19 protein-coding genes are annotated in these 21,973 nt (G+C 67.4%); 9 read left to right on the top strand and 10 right to left on the bottom strand.

The annotated features are described in order from the left end of the window. Positions 1–135: 135 nt before the first annotated feature. Positions 136–993: an aldo/keto reductase gene (locus tag NS6_RS12160; RefSeq protein WP_068040728.1), complete on the bottom strand. Its 858-nt coding sequence runs from the start codon at positions 991–993 to the stop codon at positions 136–138. Between the two features lie 100 nt (positions 994–1,093). On the opposite strand from NS6_RS12160, the gene NS6_RS12155 reads away from it, so the two are divergent. Both NS6_RS12155 and NS6_RS12150 read left to right on the top strand, forming a co-directional pair. Continuing rightward, entirely contained in the window at positions 1,094–1,372 is a 279-nt protein-coding gene (locus NS6_RS12155) for a helix-turn-helix transcriptional regulator (RefSeq protein WP_068040726.1), read from the top strand. Beyond that, positions 1,369–1,917, top strand: coding sequence for a hypothetical protein (locus NS6_RS12150; RefSeq protein WP_068040725.1), 549 nt, complete (start codon positions 1,369–1,371; stop codon positions 1,915–1,917). Before NS6_RS12155 ends, NS6_RS12150 begins: the two co-directional genes overlap by 4 nt. Positions 1,918–2,093: 176 nt before the next feature. On the opposite strand, the gene NS6_RS12145 is transcribed toward NS6_RS12150, so the two are convergent. From NS6_RS12145 to NS6_RS12125, 5 genes are all read right to left on the bottom strand, one after another. Next, positions 2,094–3,821 carry a carboxyl transferase domain-containing protein gene (locus NS6_RS12145; protein WP_068040774.1) on the bottom strand — a complete coding sequence of 576 codons (1,728 nt, stop codon included), beginning with the start codon at positions 3,819–3,821 and terminating at the stop codon, positions 2,094–2,096. A 72-nt stretch (positions 3,822–3,893) separates the two neighbouring features. Then, entirely contained in the window at positions 3,894–4,496 is a 603-nt protein-coding gene (locus NS6_RS12140) for a GTP-binding protein (RefSeq protein WP_174552586.1), read from the bottom strand. After that, positions 4,477–4,851 carry a DUF742 domain-containing protein gene (locus NS6_RS12135; protein ID WP_033244145.1) on the bottom strand — a complete coding sequence of 125 codons (375 nt, stop codon included), beginning with the start codon at positions 4,849–4,851 and terminating at the stop codon, positions 4,477–4,479. The genes NS6_RS12140 and NS6_RS12135 overlap by 20 nt, the downstream gene beginning before the upstream one ends. Positions 4,852–4,858: 7 nt before the next feature. After that, positions 4,859–5,272, bottom strand: a complete 414-nt coding sequence (locus NS6_RS12130; protein WP_030522784.1) for a roadblock/LC7 domain-containing protein — start codon at positions 5,270–5,272, stop codon at positions 4,859–4,861. Continuing rightward, a complete protein-coding gene (locus tag NS6_RS12125; protein WP_084470983.1) occupies positions 5,269–9,153 on the bottom strand; it encodes a sensor histidine kinase in 3,885 nt (1,294 codons plus the stop codon). The genes NS6_RS12130 and NS6_RS12125 overlap by 4 nt, the downstream gene beginning before the upstream one ends. 313 nt (positions 9,154–9,466) lie before the next feature. Between NS6_RS12125 and NS6_RS12120 the strand changes: the two genes are divergently transcribed. The 4 genes from NS6_RS12120 (at position 9,467) to NS6_RS12105 (ending at position 14,099) form a co-directional block, all read left to right on the top strand. After that, positions 9,467–11,407: an AMP-binding protein gene (locus NS6_RS12120; RefSeq protein WP_068040720.1), complete on the top strand. Its 1,941-nt coding sequence runs from the start codon at positions 9,467–9,469 to the stop codon at positions 11,405–11,407. A 92-nt stretch (positions 11,408–11,499) separates the two neighbouring features. Further along, positions 11,500–11,898: a hemophore-related protein gene (locus tag NS6_RS12115; protein WP_068040718.1), complete on the top strand. Its 399-nt coding sequence runs from the start codon at positions 11,500–11,502 to the stop codon at positions 11,896–11,898. Between the two features lie 129 nt (positions 11,899–12,027). Next, the gene (locus tag NS6_RS12110; protein WP_371859334.1) at positions 12,028–12,732 is read left to right on the top strand and encodes a response regulator transcription factor; all 705 of its coding nucleotides are present in this window, start codon (positions 12,028–12,030) and stop codon (positions 12,730–12,732) included. Further along, complete coding sequence (locus NS6_RS12105) at positions 12,729–14,099, top strand: sensor histidine kinase (RefSeq protein WP_157112719.1); 1,371 nt, start codon at positions 12,729–12,731, stop codon at positions 14,097–14,099. Before NS6_RS12110 ends, NS6_RS12105 begins: the two co-directional genes overlap by 4 nt. A gap of 179 nt (positions 14,100–14,278) precedes the next feature. On the opposite strand, the gene NS6_RS12100 is transcribed toward NS6_RS12105, so the two are convergent. The 3 genes from NS6_RS12100 to pdxH all read right to left on the bottom strand — a co-directional run bounded on the left by NS6_RS12100 (position 14,279) and on the right by pdxH (position 17,059). Beyond that, positions 14,279–14,638, bottom strand: coding sequence for an FKBP-type peptidyl-prolyl cis-trans isomerase (locus tag NS6_RS12100; protein WP_068040716.1), 360 nt, complete (start codon positions 14,636–14,638; stop codon positions 14,279–14,281). A gap of 28 nt (positions 14,639–14,666) precedes the next feature. Continuing rightward, positions 14,667–16,004, bottom strand: coding sequence for a citrate synthase (locus NS6_RS12095; RefSeq protein ID WP_210747427.1), 1,338 nt, complete (start codon positions 16,002–16,004; stop codon positions 14,667–14,669). A 335-nt stretch (positions 16,005–16,339) separates the two neighbouring features. Continuing rightward, entirely contained in the window at positions 16,340–17,059 is a 720-nt protein-coding gene (gene pdxH, locus NS6_RS12090) for a pyridoxamine 5'-phosphate oxidase (RefSeq protein WP_068040714.1), read from the bottom strand. Positions 17,060–17,119: 60 nt separating this feature from the next. On the opposite strand from pdxH, the gene NS6_RS12085 reads away from it, so the two are divergent. Next, entirely contained in the window at positions 17,120–18,262 is a 1,143-nt protein-coding gene (locus NS6_RS12085; protein ID WP_068040712.1) for a citrate synthase 2, read from the top strand. 69 nt (positions 18,263–18,331) lie between these two features. On the opposite strand, the gene NS6_RS12080 is transcribed toward NS6_RS12085, so the two are convergent. Beyond that, a complete protein-coding gene (locus NS6_RS12080; RefSeq protein WP_084470981.1) occupies positions 18,332–19,045 on the bottom strand; it encodes a hypothetical protein in 714 nt (237 codons plus the stop codon). Positions 19,046–19,108: 63 nt separating this feature from the next. Here NS6_RS12080 and serC point away from each other — a divergent pair, with 63 nt between their 5' ends. Together serC and sepH are read left to right on the top strand one after the other, a co-directional pair. After that, a complete protein-coding gene (serC, locus tag NS6_RS12075; RefSeq protein WP_068040710.1) occupies positions 19,109–20,233 on the top strand; it encodes a phosphoserine transaminase in 1,125 nt (374 codons plus the stop codon). 233 nt (positions 20,234–20,466) lie between these two features. Further along, complete coding sequence (gene sepH / locus NS6_RS35770; protein ID WP_245669282.1) at positions 20,467–21,900, top strand: septation protein SepH; 1,434 nt, start codon at positions 20,467–20,469, stop codon at positions 21,898–21,900. Positions 21,901–21,973: the final 73 nt, after the last annotated feature.

Raw genomic sequence — 21,973 nt, 5'->3', positions numbered from 1 at the left:
CCTTCCCCGCTCAACGAATACTGATCCAACAGCCGAAAACGAAGCGTTACCGACCACTCTGCCACAGCGACGGGCCGGGCCACCCGGCACGACGCGGGCGGCGCCGGCCGGGTACGGGGCAGTGTGGGGGCGGCCTCAGGTATCCAGACCGACTGCGAAGGTCGCCGGATCCGCACCGGTCCGGGTGCCGCTGTCCAATCCGGAGACGGCGCTCATCTGCTCGGCGGAGAGTTCGAAGCCGAATACATCGAAATTCTGCTCGATCCGCTCGGGCGTCACCGATTTCGGGATCACGATATTGCCGAGCTGAAGATGCCAGCGGATGATCACCTGTGCCGGCGAGCGGTCCACTTCCCCGGCGATCCGGGTGATCACCGGATCGCCGAGCAGGGTGCCCTGACCGAGCGGGCTCCACGCCTCGGTGGCGATGGCGTGTTCGGCGTGGTATTCGCGCAGCTCGCGCTGAACGAGCCGGGGGTGCAATTCGATCTGGTTCACCGACGGCGTCTCCCCCGTTTCGGCGACAACCCGCTCCAGATCGGTCACGCGGAAATTGGAGACACCGATGGAACGCACCCGGCCGTCGGCTTTCAGACGCTGGAAGGCACGGAAGGTGTCCACGAATTTATCGGCGGCGGGAACGGGCCAGTGGATCAGATAGAGGTCCAGGTACTCCAGGCCGAGCCGGTCGAGGCTGGTCTCGCAGGCACGCAGGGTCGATTCGTAGCCCTGATCGGAGTTCCAGAGCTTGGTCGTGACGAAGATCTCGTCCCGGGGTAGGCCGAAGTGCCGGAGGGCGCGGCCGGTGCCTTCTTCGTTCTCGTAGGCCGCCGCGGTGTCGATACTGCGATACCCGGCCCGCAGCGCAGCGGTGACAGTATCGAAGACCTGGTCCGGCGGTACTTGGAAGACCCCGAATCCGAGCTGCGGAATCAGGCTCCCATCGTTGAGCACGATGGGCGGGACAACACCGATCTCACGTCTAGTGGTCACCGCTCCGACGGTAGGAGTGGTTCGGCGGCAGGTCAACGAATCCGGGCACCGTGTCCGAACCACCTTGACAGATTGTTGCCTTTTTACAACACTCTGTTGCGTGAGCCCAGTAAGACGCGGGGAAACCCTCCCGATCTACAACCGCATCGCAGTATTGCGTGCGGAACACCGGATGTCGCGGGCCGCACTGGCCGAGGCGGTGAACGTCAACCCACAGACGATCGGCGCACTCGAACGGGGCAACCACTACCCCAGCCTGGACCTGGCCCTGCGGATCTGCGAGGTGTTCGGGCTGCCGGTCGAAGCGGTGTTCTCCCGCACCGAATTCACCCCACTATCGGCCGAGCTCTATGCGCGCGAGAAAGGAAAGCTGCCATGACCGCAGCCACCGAGCCGTCCACCCTGCTCGAGCGTTACCAGGCCTACCGCGTCAAGCGGTGGCTCGCCCGGGAGAAACAGCTCACCGGAATGCTGCCCGGCTGGCGTACCCGTGGCCGCCGGCGCGCATTGGTGGTCACCGTCGTCGTAGCCCTCACCGCCCTGTTCGTCACCGGTGTACTGTGCGCGTTCGGCCTCGAATGGGCAGCCCTCTTCGCCGGCCTGAGCGCCCTCGTCTTCCTCCCCTCCTGGACCATGTTGCGGATCGTGTCGCACGCACAGGACGACGCGCCCGCCGAAACCCTCGACGAACTCGAGATGGCCCAGCGCGAAACGGCCCGCTCGATCGGTCTCACCATCACACAAACACTCTGCGTTCTCCCGGTGGTCTACGTGATCTGGAGCGGCGCGCTCTTCCCGGAAGCCGACGCCTTCCGCACTGCCTACGCCGGCGGCGTCATGATCCTGGCTACGCTCCTGGCCGGCGGTTGCGCACCGGCCATGATCCTCGCCTGGTCCACACCCGACCCGGAGCCAGAGGGCTGAGGGCTGAGGGCTGAGGGCTGAGGGCTGAGGGCTGAGGGCTGAGGGGAAGCGGGTCCCTCCTACGCAACACCGGCGACCATCCCGCACTGGACACAGCCATGCGCCCCTTCCGTCGAGCAGACGGGGCACGTCCGAAAAGGCGGCCCCAGCCCGTCGGCGGCGGAGTCTCGGCAGGACTACCGGTCCGCAAGACCCAGGCGGCGGTAGCGCAGGTGCCGGATCTCCCGCAACTGCTCCGCCGGTTGCGCCGACAACGCCGTCAGCTCGCCGGCGATGGCGGCGACCATACGACGCGCGAACTTGTCCGGTTCCACTGCGGCGTCGGGATATTCGGGCACTATCCGGTCCACGATCCCGTCGGCCAGCAGATCTGCCGACCGGATCCGCTGCTGCGCAGCCAATTCCGCGGCATGCCCGATATCACGGTGGACGATAGCGCTCGCACCTTCGGGTGGCAGCGGCGCCAGCCAGCCATGTGTAGCGGCCAGCACCCGGTCGGCCGGCAGCAGCGCCAGCGCGCCGCCGCCGGTGCCCTGGCCGAGCAGCACCGCGACGGTCGGGGTATCCAGGGTCACCAGATCGGCTATGCAGCGCGCGATCTCAGGCGCCAGGCCCCGTTCCTCGGCCTCCTTGGACAGCGCCGCACCGATGGTATCGATCACCAGCACCAGCGGGAGCCGCAGCTCGGCGGCGAGCTGCATACTCCGCCGCGCCGCCCGCAGCGCGGCCGGCCCCATGGTGTGTTCCGGATCCTGGTGCGCACGATCGTGTCCGAACACCACGCACGGACGCCCCCGAAAACGGGCCAGCGCAAGGACCACCGTGCGATCTGCTTCCCCCTGACCGGTACCGCTGAGCGGCACCCGCTGCCTGCTCCGGCGCAGAAGCTCACGGATCCCCGGCCGCTCGGGTCGCCGCGAAATGCGCACCGATTCCCACGCTTCGACCGGCTCGGTGACCACACCCGTCCACTGACCGCCGCCGAGCCGCACAGATCCGGCCCCGAGTCCCCCGGCATCCCAGGTCTCGGCGTCCGGAATTTCGGTGCCCGGAGCCGCCGTCTCCGGAGCCGCGACGGCCGGATTCACCCCTTTCCGAGCCGCACGAGCCGCGGAACTCGCGGTCGACGAGGTATCACCCGCCGACCGCAACCCCGCGACGGCGGGTATCGACTCGACGCCGGGGTAGTGTTCTCCGGCTGCGGATTTCGGATCATCCGGGATCCCGCCGAACACGCTCAGCGCCCGGTGTGCGATTCGCCGGAAGACCGATACCTCGACAACCCCGTCGATGACCCCGCTTCGATACAAGTTCTCCGCCGTCTGCACGCCGGGCGGAAACGGGCGGCCGTACAGCGCCTCGTACACCCGCGGCCCGAGAAAGCCGATGAGCGCGCCGGGTTCGGCGAAGGTGATATGCCCGAGCGACCCCCAGGACGCGAAAACCCCACCCATGGTCGGATTCCGCAGGTACACGATATAGGGGTGGCCGGCCGATTTATGCGCGGCGACGGCACCGACGATCTTCACCATCTGCACGAAGGCGACCGTGCCCTCCTGCATCCTGGTGCCGCCCGAGGTCGGTGAGACGACCAGCGCAAGCCCCTCCGCTGTCGCCCGCTCGACCGCGCCGACGATTCGTTCGGCGGCAGCAACGCCCACGGAACCCGCCAGGAACGCGAACTCACATGCGATGACCGCGATCCGCCGCCCACGCAACCGGCCTTCCCCGGTGCGGACCGATTCGTCGGTACCCGCCACAGCGGCCGCCTCGGCCAGTGCGGACCGATAGACGCCGGTCTGCGCCACCACTATCGGCGGCACATCCCAGCTCACGAATGTTCCCGGATCGAGCAGCGCGTCGAGCAGCTCGCGAGAGCCGATCCGGCGTTTCGCCGGCGTCATCCGAGCCATCCCGGGCCGCCCTGCACCTCAACAGTCCATACCGGCACACCGACCAGTATGACCGGCAGCGGTTCAGTAGCCGCGGGTGACCTTCTGCAGCGCGTACTCGGTGAGCCGCACCAAGGCCTCCTTGGCAGGTTCCCGGCGCCGGGCGTCGATCGGCATGATCGGCACATCGGCGGGAACCGCCAGCGCCTGCCGAATATCCTCGACCGGGTACTGCGGGGCGTCGTCGAACTGGTTGAGCGCGACGAGGAACGGCAGGTTGCGCGCCTCGAAGTAGTCGACCGCCGCGAAGCTGTCCTCCAGTCGCCGGGTATCGATCAACACCACCGCGCCGATGGCGCCACGGATCAGGTCGTCCCACATGAACCAGAAGCGGTACTGGCCCGGGGTACCGAACAGGTACAGCACCAGATCGTCGGCCAGGCTGATGCGGCCGAAGTCCATGGCCACCGTGGTGGTGGATTTGCTTTCGATACCCGCGAGATTGTCGATCCCGGCGCTGGCATTGGTCACCAGAGCCTCGGTTCTCAACGGAACGATTTCCGAAACTGCCCCCACCAGCGTCGTTTTGCCCACGCCGAACCCGCCTGCGACCACGATCTTTGCCGAGGTCGGCTTGATGACACGGGTATCGACCTGCGCCGTCGAATCATATACGCCGGAGTCCACTGAGAACCCTTTCGATCAGCTCGCGACGTTCATCGTCGCTGGAATCGTCTTTCAAAGTCGCCGAAACGCGGACATGCCCGGCTTCGATCAGGTCCGCTACTAATACACGCGCCACCCCGATCGGTATACCCAGTCGCGCCGCTAGTTCGGCGACCGACGGCGACTCCCTGCACAACTCGACTATCGAATTCTCGATATTGCTCAGTTCGTACTGGCGTTCGAGCGGTATCGGATGGGACGCGACCAGAGCCTCGAGCGCCAGCTCCACCTTCGGTCTGGTACGACCGGCGGTCAGCGAGTACGGGCGCACGAGACTGGGCTCGGAGCCTCCCACGCGGTGATCCTCTATGTCCATCCCACCATCAGGAACCCATTGTGACGCGCGGAGTGGCCTGAACTGTCTGGCCCACGCGTTCGACCAACAAAGCCATTTCGTATCCGACCTGTCCGATATCGCAGGACGTATTGGTCAGGACAGCGAGATATGACCCGTCACCTACCGCCATCAACAGCAGGTAGCCGTGTTCCATTTCGACGACGGACTGCAGGACCGTCCCGCCCTCGAAGAGATTGGACACACCCACCGAGAGACTGGCCAGTCCGGCCGTAACAGCAGAGAGCTGTTCGGCCCGATCGACCGGTAGCTGGGCACTCGCCGCCATCAGCAGGCCGTCGGCCGAGACCAGAACGGCATGGGCTACGCCAGGAACCTCGCCTGCGAAGTTCGAAACCAGCCAATCCAACTGACGGTTCGTACCACCTAGTTCGGGGTTCATCGGTCTCCTTTGTCTCCGGTTAGGTTCATTGCTCGCATTGCACGGCCATCCCGAACACCTTGCTGGTGCCGACTCAAACTAGACCGGATCGTTTCGGGATTGCGACTCGGCGTCCGTTCCTGGGCGCCGTTGACGGCGCCGGGCACCAGTCGGCCGCCCGGATTACGTTGCGGAAGACCGGCCGCGGTACGGGTTTCGGGTTCGGCCTCGCTGGCTCGCCGAGCAGCCGTCCAGCCCTCGTCGCCCGGTGATTCGAAGGAGCCGCCGGCCTCGGAGCGATCGGCGTTCGGATCCGAGAGCCAGGCCGACATCATCTCCGCGAAAATGGGTGTACCGCCCATCACGCTGTCGGTTTCCTCGGCCGGTTGCAGTCGGGTCTGGAAGAACGAAGCGGTCTTCGCCGGGTTGGACTTGTAACTGTGCCGCCCGGGTTCGCGAACCGATGCCGAGCCCTCGGCGGGTTCCGGTTCCCGGGGCAGCGCGACACCCGGCGGGTTGTCGAACCGCTCGGCGGTGTACCCACCCGGCTGCCGCCTCGGCAACGCACCCGATTCGTCGGGGCGTGGCAGGGCCCCGTTCTCACGCTGTGGCAGACCGTTCTCGACACCGGCGGGCCGGGGACGCCCGTTGGTGGCCGGGCTGCGCTGTGGCAGGCCGCTACTGCCCGCACCTCGCTGCGGCAACCCGCCGCCCGGGGACTGATGCCGGGGCGGCGGACCACCGACGGGGGGCCGCTGGGCGGGAAGTTCACCGGAAGATTCCCGCGACGGCAGACCATCGGCCGGACGACGCTGCGCCGGCAGCTCACCGGAGGAATCGCGCGGCGGCAGACCGTTGTGCGTGGGTTCTCGCCGGGTGGGCAGGGCACCGGAAGCGGTATCGGCCGGCTGCGGTGGTTCCTGGTCACGCCCGCCCTGGCCCCCCGCCGGGCGGCGCTGGGGCAGACCCGGACCACCGGGTTCGCGGGCAGCATTCGGACGGGGTTCGCGTTGCGGGAGTCCGTTGGGTCCTTGCGGGGCCGGGCGCCGCGGGGGCACCGGTCCGGCGGGACGCTGCGGTGCCGCCGTTTCCGACGCGGTTTCGGCGACATGCTCGGAATCCGAACGAGCGGGCGGTGTCTGAGGCGCCCCGGGCGCACCGTTCGCTCCGGGACGACGCTGCGGCAGGCCACCGGCCCCCGATCTCGATGCGTCCCCGGCGGCGGGCTGGCGCTGCGGGAGACCTCCGGGCGCGGATTGCGATGCATCACCAGCAGCGGGCTGGCGCTGGGGCAGACCTCCGGGCGCGGATTGCGATGCATCACCAGCGGCGGGAAGGCGCTGCGGGAGACCTCCAGACGCGGATTGCGATGCATCACCGGTCGGCTGACGCTGCGGCAGACCACTCGGGCCGGGCCGCGCCGCGTCACCCTCACCCGGCTGACGCCGCGGCAGACCTCCGGCGCCCCGCTGCGGCGACCCACCGGTGCCCGGCTGACGCTGCGGCAAACCGCTGAGGCTGCTCTCCGTGGGACGCGCGCCATCCGCCGGCGAATCACCCGGGGTGCGCGACGGCGGGGTGGGGGTGGCACCGCCGGGGCCGAGATTACGTTTGGGAAGGTTGGCGGCGGCGAGTTTTCCGCGCTGCGCCGTACTGCCCGCACTGGCCTGACGCAGGCTGGTGGTGCCCTGTTCGCCGTCACGCAGACCGCCGGCCATCGCGGAACCGGGCTGCCGCTGCGGCAAGCCGCCCGTGCCGGCCGACGCCGGACTGCCCGGACGTTCCGCCGGTTTGGGACGTTCGACCGCCGGCAGCGGACCGCTCATCCCCGGATCGACGGTGACCATCATGTTGCCGTCGGCGGTACGACTGATACCGCGGGTCTGCATGGCCGCGCCGCCGGCATTGCGCAGCGCCGCCGCGGCGGCCTCGTCGGCCGATCCCTCCGGTTCGGGCTTCTTACCGCCGTCGCTGGGCACCAGCGGCTGCGGGCCCGAACCGGTGGCCAGCGGCAGGATCTGGGTTTCGCCCGCCACGATCAGGCTCATCGGGACATGCACGGTCACCGTGACACCGGGATCGCGGGCGGTATCGAAGGTCGGCCGCAGCCGGACATCCAGGCCGTGCCGTTCCGCGAGTCGGCCGACGACGAACAGACCCATATGGCGGGCGGTGTCCGGGCCGGGTTCGGCGGTGTTCTCCAGCCGGCGGTTGATCTCGGCCATCTCGCTCGGCGGCATACCGATACCGCGGTCGGCGACCTCGATCAGCAGTCCCTGGTCGTGCGCCTGCGCGAAGGTGAACTTCACATCGGTTTCCGGCGGCGAAGCCCGCAGCGCGTTGTCCAGCAGCTCGGCGAACAGATGCGCCATATCGGAGGCCGCCGGTTCGATCAGGGCGCCGCGCGGGGTGGCACCCAATTTGACGCGTTCGTAATCCTCGACCTCGGAGATCGCGGCACGCAGCACATCGGCGATCTCGACCGGCGCCGATTTCGCGCGCCGCTGCTTGGTACCGGCCAAAATCAGCAGGTTGTCGCCGTTACGGCGCATACGGGCGGCGAGATGGTCCAGCCGGAAGAGGTTCTCCAGCAGTCGCGGGTCCTTCTCGTCGTACTCCATCGCCTCGATGAGGCTGAGTTGATGGTCGACAAGCGATTTACTGCGCCGCGCCAGGGTCTCGAACATATCGTTGACCTGGGAACGCATCTGCGACTGGTCACTGGCCAGACGTAGCGCCTGACCGTGGATATCGTCGATCGCGCGGGCCAGCTGGCCGATCTCCTCCTCGGACCGGATCGGCATCGGTTCGAGTGGGACCTCTTCCGGTGCGGCTCCCGTGCGCAGCTGCGCGACCTCGTCGGGCAGATCGCTTTCGGCGACGCGCAGCGCGGCCAGCCGCAGCCGGTGCAGCGGCACGATCATCGAACGGGCCACGAACACGGCCAGCAGCAAGGCCGCGAGGATGGTCAGCAGCACCACGATGGAATAGATGACGGCGTCGGACAGTGCCCGGTCGGCCATCCGCTGCACACCGTTGTCGATCTCGGTGGTCGCCTCGCTGATGAGTTTGTCGGTGGTCGAGGTGCTCGCCAGCAGCGATTCGCGGGCTTCACCCAGCGGGATCCGGCCCGCCTGCGCCTCCGGCGTATCCAGCATCGCCTGACGGGTGAAGACGCCCTCGCGCAGAGCCACGATATCGGGGTCTTCGGCGTTGTAGCGCTGACTCAGAATGTTCAGCAGCGCGAGTTCGGTATCGGTCGCGGCCCGGTAGGCCTGCTCACCGGTTTCCTGATCGCGCAGCAGCTCGGCGGCGGCGGTGATCTCACCGACCATGGCGGAACGCAGGTTCAGCGCGTCGACGAGCCGGAGTTTGTCCGGATCGATCGACGGGTCGCCGACCTCGCCGATGATCGCCTCCACGGCGCGGACACCGGCGTTGCGGGCTCGGTCCAGCTCCGCGACCGCCTCGTCCGGCGAACCCGACGGCGCCAGACCGCCGGCACGTACCTGCTCGGCCTGATCGATCATCTCCGACAGTGCCTGGTGCGCGCCCGGAAGATCGTCGAGATCGGTGAGAGCGTCCTTGGCTGCCGTGATGGTCTGGTCCAAGGTTGTCAGGTTGTCCTCGGTGACCATGGATCGATTGGGGGCGATCGCGATGGCCTGCGAGCCCGCGACGGTCGAGGTGGCCGAGCTGAGATCGAGAACCGCAGGGACGAGGCTGACGTTCTCGGCCGACGAGCCCAGCCGATTCGCTTCGCCCCACTGCGCCGATATCCTCGACACACCGAGTCCGACCGCGACCGCCAATGGCACAGCCAGGACGGCCGTAACCTTCCAGCGAAGGTCCCAGTTACTCAGCGCCCAGCGCTTCGTGCCGGACCTAGCGGCGTCACGCATTCCCACTCACTTTCCAACCTGGCCCCAGCCATGCACCACAGGAGAGCTCCACACTCGCATAGTGGTTCGACGGGTGGAGCTGCCCGTGGATCGCGGCTGGCCGAGAAATTGCGTCTACGACGGACCGAATTCGTGTCATCAGATTCTAACGGATCAATAACTTCTTGGTGTACTAGGCCCGGGTTGGCGCACACTGACCAGCCGATTACAGGCATAAGCCATGGTCGCGACACCCGACAGGGGGTCGCGTGAAGTCTGCCACAATCGTGCTGATCTATCGAGGCGAGGATTGCTGCGAGGCTAGGGAGCACGGGTGAACGCGAGGAACGAGTATCGACCGGTCTATCAGACCAGTTTGGTCGATCCCGCCGAGTTCTGGTCCCGGGCCGCGGCGGATATCGATTGGGATACCCCACCCGAACAGGCTCTCGACACGGCCCGACCGATTTCGCGCTGGTTTCCCGGAGCCCGTCTCAATACCTGCTACAACGCGCTCGACCGGCATGTGATCGCCGGCCGCGGCGAGCAATCCGCATTGATCTACGAATCGGCGATGACCGGCGAAAGTCTTGTCTACAGCTATTCCGAACTCCTCGACCGGGTCACCCGATTCGCCGGCGCCATGCGTGACCTCGGCGTGCAGGCCGGTGACCGGGTCGTTATCTACCTGCCGATGATCCCCGAGGCCGTGGTCGCGATGCTTGCCTGCGCCCGGATCGGAGCTGTGCATTCGGTGGTGTTCGGCGGGTTCGCCGCGCCCGAGCTGGCGGCGCGCATCGATGACGCCGAACCGGTGTTGATCGTGACCGCTTCGGGCGGCCTCGAACCCCACCGCACCATCGACTACCCGCCTATCGTGGCCCGGGCACTGGAACTAGCGGAAACCGCGGCCCCCGGGATCGTCCTGGTGAAACAGCGCCCCGGGTTTCCCGGGCACGATTTCGGTGCGGTTTCCGGCGGCGCCGCGCGCTGGCTCGACTGGGACGCCGCGGTACGCGAGGCCGCCCCAGTGGACCCGGTATCGGTGGCGGCGACCGATCCCCTGTACGTGCTTTACACCTCGGGTACGACCGGTAAGCCCAAGGGGGTGGTGCGCGACAACGGCGGGCATGCCGTCGCCCTGACCTGGTCCATGCGCAATATTTACGATGTCGGGCCGGGGCAGGTGATGTGGGCCGCCTCCGATGTCGGCTGGGTGGTCGGCCATTCCTATATCGTCTACGCCCCGCTACTGTCCGGGGCCACCACACTGTTGTTCGAGGGCAAACCCGTGGGCACCCCGGATGCCGCCGCGTTCTGGCGAGTGGTGGCACGACACCGTGTGCACACACTGTTCACGGCACCCACCGCGCTGCGGGCCATCCGCCGCGCCGATCCCGCCGCCGAACTGGCCCACGAACATGATCTTTCCTCCTTGCGCGCACTGTTCTGCGCGGGCGAACGGCTCGATCCGGCCACCTTCACCTGGGCCGACGAAACACTGCTCGCCGGGCGCGAAGACTGTCCGGTGGTGGATCACTGGTGGCAGACCGAAACGGGCTGGCCTATCTGCGCCAATCCGCTCGGGATACAGCGACTGCCGATCAAACCGGGTTCCGCCTCGGTGCCGGTACCGGGATACCGCCTGCGGGTGCTGGACTCCTCGGGTAATCCGGTCGCGGCGAATACCGAGGGAAATATCGTCATCGGTCTTCCGCTGCCGCCCGGCGCGCTGACCGGTCTGTGGCACGACGAGGAGCGGTTCCAGCGTTCCTACCTGGCGGCGTATCCGGGTCATTTCCTGACCGGTGACTCGGGCTATTTCGATGAGGACGGATACCTTTTCGTCCTCGGCCGCAGCGACGATGTGATCAATATGGCGGGGCACCGCCTTTCCGCGGGCAGTATCGAGGCCGCCGTCGCGGGGCACGAAGCGGTGGCCGAATGCGCGGTGATCGGTCTTCCGGACGAACTCAAAGGGCAGCGGCCGATCGCTTATGTAGTACTCAAATCCGATGCCCGGGTAGATATCGAAACGCTGCGCGACGAACTGAGTGAACGTGTGCGGACCCAAATCGGTGCCGTGGCAGGACTGTACGACGCCGTCGTCGTCCCCGCGCTGCCGAAAACCCGGTCCGGAAAGATCCTGCGCAAAACCATCCGCCAGATGACAGCGGGCGAAAGTTACGAAATACCTTCCACCATCGAGGATCCCACCGTCCTCGACGAACTCGTCCGGATCATCCAGCCGCAACAAAGCACAAAGTCCTCTTAAGAAAACCTCAGAGTCCGGCCAACACTGCCCAATACGGTCTGAGGTGCCCACGAGCCACGGCTCGACTCGACACGTAGGAGGCAGTAGTCCCCATGGCACACACCACGAACCGGCGGTTCGGCAAGTTCGGTCTCACCACCCTCACCCTGGGAGCGGCCGCCGCGGCCACCGCCTTCCTGAGCCCCGCCGTCGCCTCGGCAGGCCCCATGGAGATGGCCGAACCTCTGCTGACGAGCGACTGCTCGTTCGCCCAGGTCGATGCCGCACTCCACGACCAGGCTCCGGATCTCGCGGCCATGCTGGACAGCAACCCGGATGCCAAGGCCCAGCTGCAGGCGAAGTTCGATCAGCCGGTCGAACAGCGCCGGGCCGAGCTGCAGCAGTACATCGAGCAGAACCCGCAGGCCGCGCAACGGGCTCAGGACGACCCGGGCGCGCAGCAAATGCAGGCCACCCTGCAGGGCGTGGCCGACACCTGCCACAGCTACTGAGCTCTCACGCACCGAGGGTGAGAACGACCGGGCGTTCGGTTCGCGGGAGCGAGCCGAACGCCCGGGTCCCGCCTGGACACTCGCCGCGGCGTCACCGCGCACCGATTGCTCGTCAATACACTGGGCGGTGTGGTGGAGCGGACCAAACCGGCGGTTCTGGTTGTCGACGACGATGAGGATGTACTCGCGTCGGTCGAACGGGGATTGCGCCTGTCCGGGTTCCAGGTGAGTATCGCCCGGGACGGGGCGGCGGCGCTGCGGGCCGTGGCCGACAACGGACCCGACGCAATTGTGCTGGACATGAATATGCCGGTGCTCGACGGTGCGGGGGTGGTGACGGCGCTGCGGGCGATGGGCAACGAGGTGCCGATCTGTGTGCTCAGCGCGCGTAGTTCGGTGGGCGACCGGATCGCCGGGCTGGAATCGGGGGCCGACGACTACCTCATCAAACCGTTCGTTCTCGCCGAACTGGTGGCCCGGATCAAAGCGCTGCTGCGCCGGCGCAGCGATACCGCTGCGGCCGGGCCCTCCGACACCATCGTCGTCGGGCCGCTACAGGTCGATACGGCCGGGTACCGGGCCGTGCTGGGCGGCCAGGAGATCGATCTGACCAAACGCGAATTCGAACTGCTGTCCACACTGGCCCGCAACGCGGGGGTGGTACTGAGCCGGGAACGGCTGCTGGAACTGGTATGGGGCTACGATTTCGCCGCCGATACGAATGTGGTCGACGTTTTCGTCGGGTACCTGCGCCGCAAACTGGAGGTCGACGGCACTGCGCGGCTACTGCATACGATCCGCGGCGTCGGGTTCGTCCTCCGGGACACCAAGTGAACGACGGCGTTCCCCGCCGGCGCCGCAGATCATATTCCCTGCGCACCCGAGTCGCCGGGGCGGCGGCCGCCGGATCGGTACTCATCGTCGCGCTGGTCAGCGCCATCGCCATACCTGCGATCGAACGCAACAACTTGCAGCAGACCGATCAGCAGCTGCGGATCGCGTCCCGGCTGGTGGTGATCGACCCGGTGATCGCGGTCGGGATCGTGAACCTGGTGGGGCCGGATCGCGATATGGCGCTGACCGTCCGCGACGACGGTCAGATGGTGGCCTCCAGCGTCACCCGGCTACCGGAGCTGGACCCCGGATCGCGCACGGTCACCGTCGACGACACCCCTTACCGGGTGCTGACCACCACCGAGAACCAGCCCACGGGCCGGACAGTGTCACTGGGCATCCCCGCCGCGGACGCCGCGCAGGCCACAGCCGACCAGCGACGGTGGCTGCTGTTCGGTGGCCTGGCGGCGATCGCCGCGTCGGCGGCGCTGGGCTGGCTGTTCGGCGGCCGGGCGGTCCGTCCCATCGTGGTACTCACCCGCCAGGTCGGCGCACGGACCGGCTACCGCGACGCCACCCCCGAACCGGTGGACAGCTCCGGGGTGCTGGAGGCCGAGAAATTGGCGGACGCGGTGAACACCATGCTGCGCCGGGTCGACCAGGCACAGACCGAAACGGCGGCCGCCCTGGAAACCGCGCGGGATTTCGCCGCGGTCTCGGCGCACGAACTGCGCACCCCGCTCACGGCGATGCGCACCGACCTCGAGGTGCTGGCCACGCTGGACCTGAGCGCGGAACAGCGCACCGAAATCCTCGCCGACCTGCAACGCAGCCAGGAGCGGGTGGAAACCACCCTGGCCGCATTGGAACGGCTGGCCTCCGGCGACCTCACCTCCGAACGCGACCATATCGACACCGATATCGCCGAACTGTGCGATCTCGCCGCCCACGACGCGATGCGCCACTATCCCGGCTTGGTGGTCCGCGTCGATACCGATGCCGAACTGATCACTCGCGGTCTGCCCGCGGGTTTGCGGCTGGCGGTGGACAACGCCCTGAAGAACTCGGTGAAACACGGCGAGGCGACCGCGGCCGTGCTGTCGGCACACCGCGACGACGACGCAACCATCGTCATCTCCGTCGACGACAACGGCCGCGGAATACCGACCGCGGAGCGGGAAGCGGTTTTCGCCCGCTTCGCCCGCGGTACCGGCGCCCACAAGGGGGGATCGGGGCTCGGTCTGGCACTGGTCGCTCAGCAGGCCCAGTTACACGGCGGCCGGGCGTACTTCGACGACGGCACACTCGGCGGAGTCCGGCTGGTTCTCGTTCTGCCGGATGACCGGCGCGACGGCGCGCTGGAGTAGCCGCCGGCCCCATCCGGCCGGCACTGCCCGAAGCTCACGCGAGAGAACCGCGAGATCCCGGCAGCCGGACGAGGGGCCGAAACCCCGCGGGCGCAGACACCGGAAACACCGACCCAATGCGTCGGCGCGCACCCCCTGGTGGAGGCGCGCGCCGAGGCAATATTCAGGTGTGGCCGGTTCTACTTCGCGTCGAGCAGGTCGATCACGAAGACCAGGGTCTTACCGGAGAGCGGATGGCCACCGCCCGCGGGGCCGTAGGCCAGTTCCGGCGGGATGGTGAGCTGGCGGCGGCCGCCGACCTTCATCCCAGGGATGCCGTCCTGCCAGCCCTGGATCAGGCCGCGCAACGGGAAGCTGAGCGATTCGCCGCGGCTCCACGACGAATCGAATTCCTCGCCGGTATCGAATTCCACGCCGACGTAGTGCACTTCTACGGTGCCACCGGGCACCGCTTCCGGACCTTCACCGACGGTGATGTCCTTGATGACCAGCTCGGTGGGCGGCGGGCCCGCCTGGAATTCGATTTCCGGTTTGCTCATGCCTTGAATCCCCTTCGATTCAATCGGGTCAGCGGTTGGTGATCTCGGAATAGTCCCGTGCACCGTAACCGGTGTAGATCTGCCGCGGGCGGCCGATCTTGATGGCTTCGCTGTGCATTTCCCGCCAGTGTGCGATCCAGCCCGGCAGCCGGCCCATTGCGAACAGCACGGTGAACATACGGGTCGGGAAGCCCATGGCCTTGTAGATGACGCCGGTGTAGAAGTCGACGTTCGGATAGAGCTTGCGCTCGACGAAGTAGTCGTCGGTGAGCGCGGCCTCTTCCAGCGCCTGGGCGATATCGAACAGCGGATCGCTGCCGAGTTTGCTGAGGATGGTGTCGGCGTGCTTCTTGGCGATCGCGGCGCGCGGGTCGTAGTTGCGGTAGACCCGGTGCCCGAAGCCCATCAGCTTCACACCGTCTTCCTTGTTCTTGACCTTGCGGATGAACTCCTTGACGTCACCACCGGCCGCCAGGATACCGTCCAGCATCTCCAGCACCGCCTGGTTCGCGCCACCGTGCAGCGGGCCCCACAGCGCATTGATACCGCCGGATACCGAGGTGAACAGGTTGGCGTCGGAGGAGCCGACCAGCCGGACCGTGGAGGTGGAACAGTTCTGCTCGTGGTCGGCGTGCAGGATCAGCAACATGTCCAGAGCGTTGGCGATCTCGGGGTCTACCTGGTACGGCTCGGCCGGAAAGCCGAACGTCATCCGCAGGAAGTTCTCCACCAGCGACAGCGAGTTGTCCGGGTAGAGGAACGGCTGGCCCACCGACTTCTTGTACGAGTACGCGGCGATGGTCGGCAGTTTGGCCAGCAGCCGGATGGTGGACAGCTCGACCTGTTCGGGGTCGCGGGGGTCCAGCGAATCCTGGTAGTACGCGGACAGCGCGTTGACCGCCGAGGAGAGCACCGGCATGGGATGCGCGTTACGGGGGAAGCCGTCGAAGAAGCGCTTCAGGTCCTCGTGCAGCAGGGTGTGCCGGCGGATCTTGTCGGTGAAATCCTCCAGCTGGTCCTGGGTGGGGAGTTCACCGTAGATGAGCAGGTAGCTGACCTCGATGAAGGTCGAGTTACCGGCCAGCTGTTCGATCGGATACCCGCGGTAGCGCAGAATGCCCTGTTCACCGTCGATATAGGTGATCGCCGATTTGGTGGACGCGGTATTGACGAACCCGGGGTCATAGGTCGTATATCCCGTGCTCGCCAGCAGCTTGCCGAGATCGATACCGTCGTTTCCTTCGGCGGCCTGGGCGATCGTCATGGGGTACTCGCCACCCGGATAGGTCAGAACCGGTTTGGCGTCATTGATGTGATTCTCCGGCACGGAAGGTTCCCTCTCAGGCTGTGACCATCGGCATCGCATGCGGTCGGCACGCGGTGCGTTATCGGTAGACGCTAGTCCTTGCTCCGAGGGGGCCGGCGGGGAGGGTACCCGCGCCGCTATCTCACAATACGGCCCGAAAGGGCGTGCGTTTCGGCCTGCCGGACACCGCCCGGCACCGCTGTGACCGGCCGGATTACGAACCTGCGCCGTGGTGGCACGACCCCACCGCAACGATCCGCGCCGCGGTGGGGTGAACCGCCGCAGCGCCGGGTAGCAATACGGTACCCACGGCACAGGAATCGAAACCGTGCGAAATGTCACCGAAAGGCCTGGACACGGGGGTAACGGACCGTGACGGCGGACGAACCGCCAGGTCACGGCTGCAGACGCTGCACCGACATCCCGGTTGCGCCGACCCGGACGAGGATCCGGTTGTGCAGGCGACCCCGCCGCCCCTGCCAGAACTCCGCCTCGTCGGGTCGCAGCAGGTAACCGCCCCAATGCGGAGGCACGGGAATCTCGGCGGCGGTGGCGAAGCGTGCCGTGGCCCGGACCAACCGCCGATCGAGTTCGTCCCGCGAGGAGATCGGTTGCGACTGCTCCGACGCCCACGCTCCCAGCTGCGATTCGCGAGGGCGCGACCGCCAATACTCTTCGGTGGTTCCGGCAGGTACCCGCTCCACCCGACCGCGGAGATGCGCCTGACGCGCGAGCTGCGGCCACAGGAAGGTCGCCGATGCATACGGCACCGCGGCCAGTTGCGCACCTTTGGCCGAGTCGTAATTCGTATAGAAGGTGACACCGTCGGGCGAGAGCCCTTTACAGAGGACGGTACGGGTCACCGGCCGGGTGACGGGCCCCGCCGAATCGAGCGTGCCGAGCACCATCGCGTTGGGCTCGGCGATACCGGCCGAGGTGGCCTGGTCGATCCATTGCCGTAACAGCGGCTCCCAGCCACCGGCCACCGAGTTCTCGTCGAGTTCGGTATCGCGCACACCGAGCAGCGGCCCCTGCTCCGGTGAACGCGGGTGGGCCGCACCGTATTCGGCGCGCATCGCCGCGAGACCGGCGTCGGACTCCTCCACATCGGACATGGGCCAGACGTTACTCCGGAGTAGCAAAGCGCTAGAGTTCTGTTGAAAGGAGAGTCGCGTATGACCACCAATTCCGGCGTTTCGGGGGCCGGCCGGGTCCCGGACGATTTTGTCAGCGGCCTCGAGGGGGTGGTCGCGTTCACCACCGATATCGCGGAACCCGACAAAGACGGCGGCGCGCTGCGCTACCGCGGCGTGGACATCGAAGATCTGGTCACCAACCGGGTCACCTTCGGCGATGTCTGGGCACTGCTGGTGGACGGTGAATTCGGGCACGGTCTCCCCCCGGCCGAACCATTCCCACTGCCGGTGCACACCGGCGATGTCCGGGTCGATGTGCAGGCCGGTCTGGCCATGCTCGCGCCCATCTGGGGATATCAGCCACTGCTGGACATCGATGAAACCACCGCCCGGGACAACCTTGCCCGCGCGTCGGTCATGGCTCTGTCCTACGTCGCGCAGTCTGCGCGCGGTATCTACCAGCCTGCGGTCCCGCAGCGCCGGATCGACGAATGCACCACGGTCACCGAGCGGTTCATGACGCGTTGGAAGAGCGATCCGGACCCACGGCACACCGAAGCCATCGACGCCTACTGGGTATCGGCCGCCGAACACGGTATGAACGCCTCCACGTTCACCGCCCGTGTCATCGCCTCCACCGGTGCCGATGTCGCGGCTTCGCTCTCGGGCGCCATCGGCGCGATGTCCGGCCCGCTACACGGCGGCGCACCGGCTCGCGTGCTGCCGATGATCGAGGAAGTCGAGCGGAGCGGCGACGCGCGTGCGCTGGTCAAAGGCATCCTCGACCGTAAAGAAAAGCTCATGGGCTTCGGCCACCGTGTCTACCGCGCCGAAGACCCGCGGGCCCGGGTGCTGCGCGATACCGCCCGGCGCTTGGCCGCCCCGCGCTTCGAAGTGGCGGCCGCCCTCGAACAGGCGGCGCTGGCCGAACTCCGCGAACGCCGCCCCGACCGGGCCATCGAAACCAATGTCGAATTCTGGGCGGCGGTCATCCTCGATTTCGCCGAGGTCCCGGCCCATATGATGCCGGCGATGTTCACCTGCGGCCGGACCGCCGGCTGGTGCGCGCACATCATGGAACAGAAGAAACTCGGCAAACTGGTCCGCCCCGCGGCTATCTATACAGGGCCGGGCCCCCGCGCCCCGCAGGACGTCGCGGGCTGGGGCAGCGTCGCCGTGTAGTGCGTGGACTCCCGGCGTAGTTCAGAGCCGCCGGCGCATCCGCCGCGGAAGTAGGCCGACGCCGCGTCGTCAGACGCAGTCCGGATCGGCTTCCCAATCGATGGCCACCGAGTCGCCGTTGTCGACGGTGAAGAATGCGACCCGGAGTTTCGCGCCCAGGTCCAGGAGTTCGATCGCAGACAGGGGCACCGGTTGGACGACCCGCACATGCCAAGGGTCCGGTTCGTCCCAGGCGCGTAACTCCAGGTCCAGGCGCATCACCGGATCGTCGCAGCCGCAGTAGTCGACTTCGACAGGATTCACCGCCAGTACGGTCGCGGTGGCCCGGCGGCCGTCGGCCAAGGTTTTCGCCAGCGCGGCCCGGCCGGGGTCGGCCTCGCCGGGTGAATACAGCACCATGCGGTCGCGGTCGTGCGGGTCCACCCGGCAACACACCAGGTCGCCGGGGCGCATCCGGTCCAGTTCCGCGCCGGATACGCGCTGCCGGATCTGGGTCTCGTAGGGGGCCAGCCCGGGAAGCCGGACACGGACCCGGAATGTATAGCCGGGTTCACGCCGCCGGGTCCCGGCCGCAAGCACCGTGGCGGATCCGGCCGTGCCATACGTCAGCAACTCCCGGCGATCGGCGCCGCTGGGGGCCTCGCCACGACGACGGAAACGCCGCGGCAGCAGTCCGCGCAGCCACCCACCCGGCGCCGGTGGACCCGATTCCTCGCCGTGACCACCGCCACGGCCGTCATCGGATCGATCTCCGGCAGCGCCCCTCGACGACCGCATGCTCATACCCACTCACGTTAGCCGGAGTGTGGTACGCGGCACAGCAACGGCGCGGTTACGCTGTTGGCCATGACCAGTGCGTTCCCGACCATCCCCGATGAGCTCAAGCCCACCGACGGTCGTTTCGGTTGCGGCCCGTCCAAGGTCCGCCCGGAGCAGCTGCAATCCCTGGTGGAGGTGGGTGCCTCGGTATTCGGCACCAGCCACCGGCAGAAACCGGTCAAGGATGTGGTCGCCCGCGTGCGGTCCGGGCTGCGGGATCTGTTCTCGCTTCCCGAAGGTTACGAGGTCGTCCTCGGCAACGGCGGCACCACGGCTTTCTGGGATGCCGCCGCGTTCGGACTGGTCCGCGAGCGCTCCCTGCATCTGACCTACGGCGAATTCAGCTCGAAGTTTGCCAGTGTCACCAAAAAGAATCCGTTCCTCGGCGATCCGATCGTCGTATCGGCCGATCCGGGTAGTGCACCGGCACCGGTCGCCGATCCGGCCGCCGATCTGATCGCCTGGGCACATAACGAAACCTCCACCGGTGTATCTGTTCCGGTGCAGCGGCCGGTGGGCTCGGACAACGCACTGATCGCCATCGATGCGACCTCCGGTGCGGGCGGGTTGCCGGTGAATATCACCGATGCCGATATCTACTATTTCGCGCCGCAGAAATGCTTCGCCGCCGACGGCGGGCTGTGGATCGCGCTGATGAGCCCGGCCGCGCTGGCACGGGTCCAGGAGATCAAGGATTCCGGTCGCTGGACCCCCGATTTCCTCTCGCTACCGATCGCGATCGAGAACAGCGTCAAAGACCAGACCTACAACACCCCGGCCTTGGCCACCCTGCTGATGTTCGCCGATCAAATCGAGTGGATGAACCGTAACGGCGGCTTGGACTGGACGGTGAAGCGGACGCTGGATTCTTCCTCCCGGCTGTATGGCTGGGCCGAGGCCAGCGAGTACGCGACCCCCTTCGTCACCGATCCGGCACACCGCTCCCAGGTGGTCGGCACCATCGACTTCGCCGATTCGGTGGACGCCGCCGCGGTCGCCAAGACGCTGCGCGCCAATGGGATCGTCGATACCGAGCCGTACCGGAAACTGGGCCGCAATCAGCTGCGCATCGGCATGTTCCCGGCCATCGATCCGGAGGACGTGGCTCAGCTCACCCGCTGTGTCGATTGGGTGGTCGAGAAACTCGGCTGAACCGGATCACCTGCGAATTCGGGCCCGTCGCGCGTGTTGCGCGGCGGGCCCGACGCCTTGACATCCGCTTCATCCGGAATCGACTTGATACACAAGGGAATAGAGCAGATTAGCCGTAGGTGACGGCCGCAGGGTACATTTCGGTGCCGCGTGTCTTGCCACACGAATCCCAGAAGTGCACTACTGTTCCAGAACGTGGGCGGTATCGCGAGCGACGCGATAAGGAGGTAATGGTGCGTGAACTTCGAGTGATCGGGGTGACGCCCGACTCCGCCCATATCGTGTGCGTCGACACGGAAAGTGGCCAGAAATTCCGGCTTCCCGCCGACGACAAACTCCGTGCCGCGGCCCGCGGCGACCTTGCCCGATTCGGCCAGATAGAGATCGAAATGGAAGCAACTATGCGTCCTCGCGATATCCAGGCTCGAATCCGCGCCGGCGCTTCCGTGGAGCAGGTGACCCAGGAATCCGGGATGCCGTTGAGCCGGGTGGAACGTTTCGCCTATCCGGTACTGCTGGAACGCGCGCGGGCTGCCGACCTCGCCCAGAAGGCCCATCCGATCCGGCCCGACGGGCCGGCGGTGGAAATCTTGATCGATGTGGTCACCGCGGCATTCACCGCCCGCGGTCATACCCTCGACAATGCCGAATGGGATGCCTGGAAAGACGAGAAGGGTTTCTGGGTCGCGCAATTGCAATGGCAGAACGGCCGTTCCGAGATCGCCGCGCACTGGCGCTACCAGCCGGACGCGCACGGCGGCACGGTATCCCCTCTCGATGATCCCGCCACCGATCTGATCGATCCGGATTTCGGCCGGGCACTGCGCGGGCTCGCCTCGATTCTGCCGGTCGAAGCCGAAACACCGGCCGTGCCGGAACCGATTGTGGCCGAACCTCACCGGCAGCCGGCGCGGCCGGCCGCGGTGGACAACTTCTACGAGCAGCGCGCTGTCGCAGCGGGCGGCAGTACGACCCTGCCCGCTCCGGCACCGCTGTCGCCGGGCACCGGCCGGCCCACCGGCGCGGCCGCCCTGCCCGCGGGTACCAGCGCGGCGAACGCCGCTGCCCCGCCGGCTCCCGCCGAACCGTATCGGCCGGCAGCGGCGGAAGTTCATCGCCCGCCCGCGGCGGAAGTGCCGGTTGCTCCCGCGCCGGTCGAAACCCCTGTTACCGCCGACCCCGCCCCCGCGGTGACCTACCCCGTAGCGGAAACCGAGACGCGGCCGGCGGAATCCGTCGCGCCGGCCGAGCCGGAGCTCGCCGAGCCCGAGGCCGCCCCGGCCACCAGTGAAGCCGGCGCGGTAGCGCCCGAACCCTCGGGGGTCGCGGCAATCGCGGACCCGCCGGTCGAAGCCGCAGAGGTCCCCGCCGAAGCCGCAGAATCGCCGGCCGAGCCCGCCGCGGAACCGACCACCGCCCCCGCCGAGGCAGGCGGTTCCGAGGTGCCCGCCGCGGAAGCCGGCGAAACGCGGAACGCGGATACCGCCCAACCCGGGCCCGCCCCCGCCGAGGCGCAGCGGACTCCCGAACTCGAGCCGACGGCCAAACCTGCTACGAACAAGGGGCCGGCCAAAGCCACGAAATCCACTTCGCGCGGCAAACGCGGTAAGGCGCCCATGCCGTCGTGGGAGGACGTGCTGCTCGGGGTCCGCAGCTCGGGTCACTGAACGGCTGCGAACCGGCGTGTTTCCCGCGACAACCGCCCGATCCACCGGGTCGGGCGAGTAAGTTCCGCTGTAC

Origin of the sequence: Nocardia speluncae NBRC 108251 (assembly GCF_001613245.1) — a bacterium.
Lineage (GTDB): Bacteria > Actinomycetota > Actinomycetes > Mycobacteriales > Mycobacteriaceae > Nocardia > Nocardia speluncae.
The sequence above is the reverse complement of the archived record's forward strand: the minus strand, read 5'-3'. Positions and strand labels throughout refer to the sequence as shown.

Coding starts and splice junctions, on each gene's coding strand:
- NS6_RS12150 (WP_068040725.1), top strand. CDS start 1,369: ATGACCGCAGCCACCGAGCCGTCCACCCTGCTCGAGCGTTACCAGGCC.
- NS6_RS12145 (WP_068040774.1), bottom strand. CDS start 3,821: ATGACGCCGGCGAAACGCCGGATCGGCTCTCGCGAGCTGCTCGACGCG.
- NS6_RS12135 (WP_033244145.1), bottom strand. CDS start 4,851: ATGGACATAGAGGATCACCGCGTGGGAGGCTCCGAGCCCAGTCTCGTG.
- NS6_RS12130 (WP_030522784.1), bottom strand. CDS start 5,272: ATGAACCCCGAACTAGGTGGTACGAACCGTCAGTTGGATTGGCTGGTT.
- NS6_RS12125 (WP_084470983.1), bottom strand. CDS start 9,153: ATGCGTGACGCCGCTAGGTCCGGCACGAAGCGCTGGGCGCTGAGTAAC.
- NS6_RS12115 (WP_068040718.1), top strand. CDS start 11,500: ATGGCACACACCACGAACCGGCGGTTCGGCAAGTTCGGTCTCACCACC.
- NS6_RS12100 (WP_068040716.1), bottom strand. CDS start 14,638: ATGAGCAAACCGGAAATCGAATTCCAGGCGGGCCCGCCGCCCACCGAG.
- NS6_RS12095 (WP_210747427.1), bottom strand. CDS start 16,004: ATGCGATGCCGATGGTCACAGCCTGAGAGGGAACCTTCCGTGCCGGAG.
- pdxH (WP_068040714.1), bottom strand. CDS start 17,059: ATGTCCGATGTGGAGGAGTCCGACGCCGGTCTCGCGGCGATGCGCGCC.
- NS6_RS12085 (WP_068040712.1), top strand. CDS start 17,120: ATGACCACCAATTCCGGCGTTTCGGGGGCCGGCCGGGTCCCGGACGAT.
- NS6_RS12080 (WP_084470981.1), bottom strand. CDS start 19,045: ATGAGCATGCGGTCGTCGAGGGGCGCTGCCGGAGATCGATCCGATGAC.
- serC (WP_068040710.1), top strand. CDS start 19,109: ATGACCAGTGCGTTCCCGACCATCCCCGATGAGCTCAAGCCCACCGAC.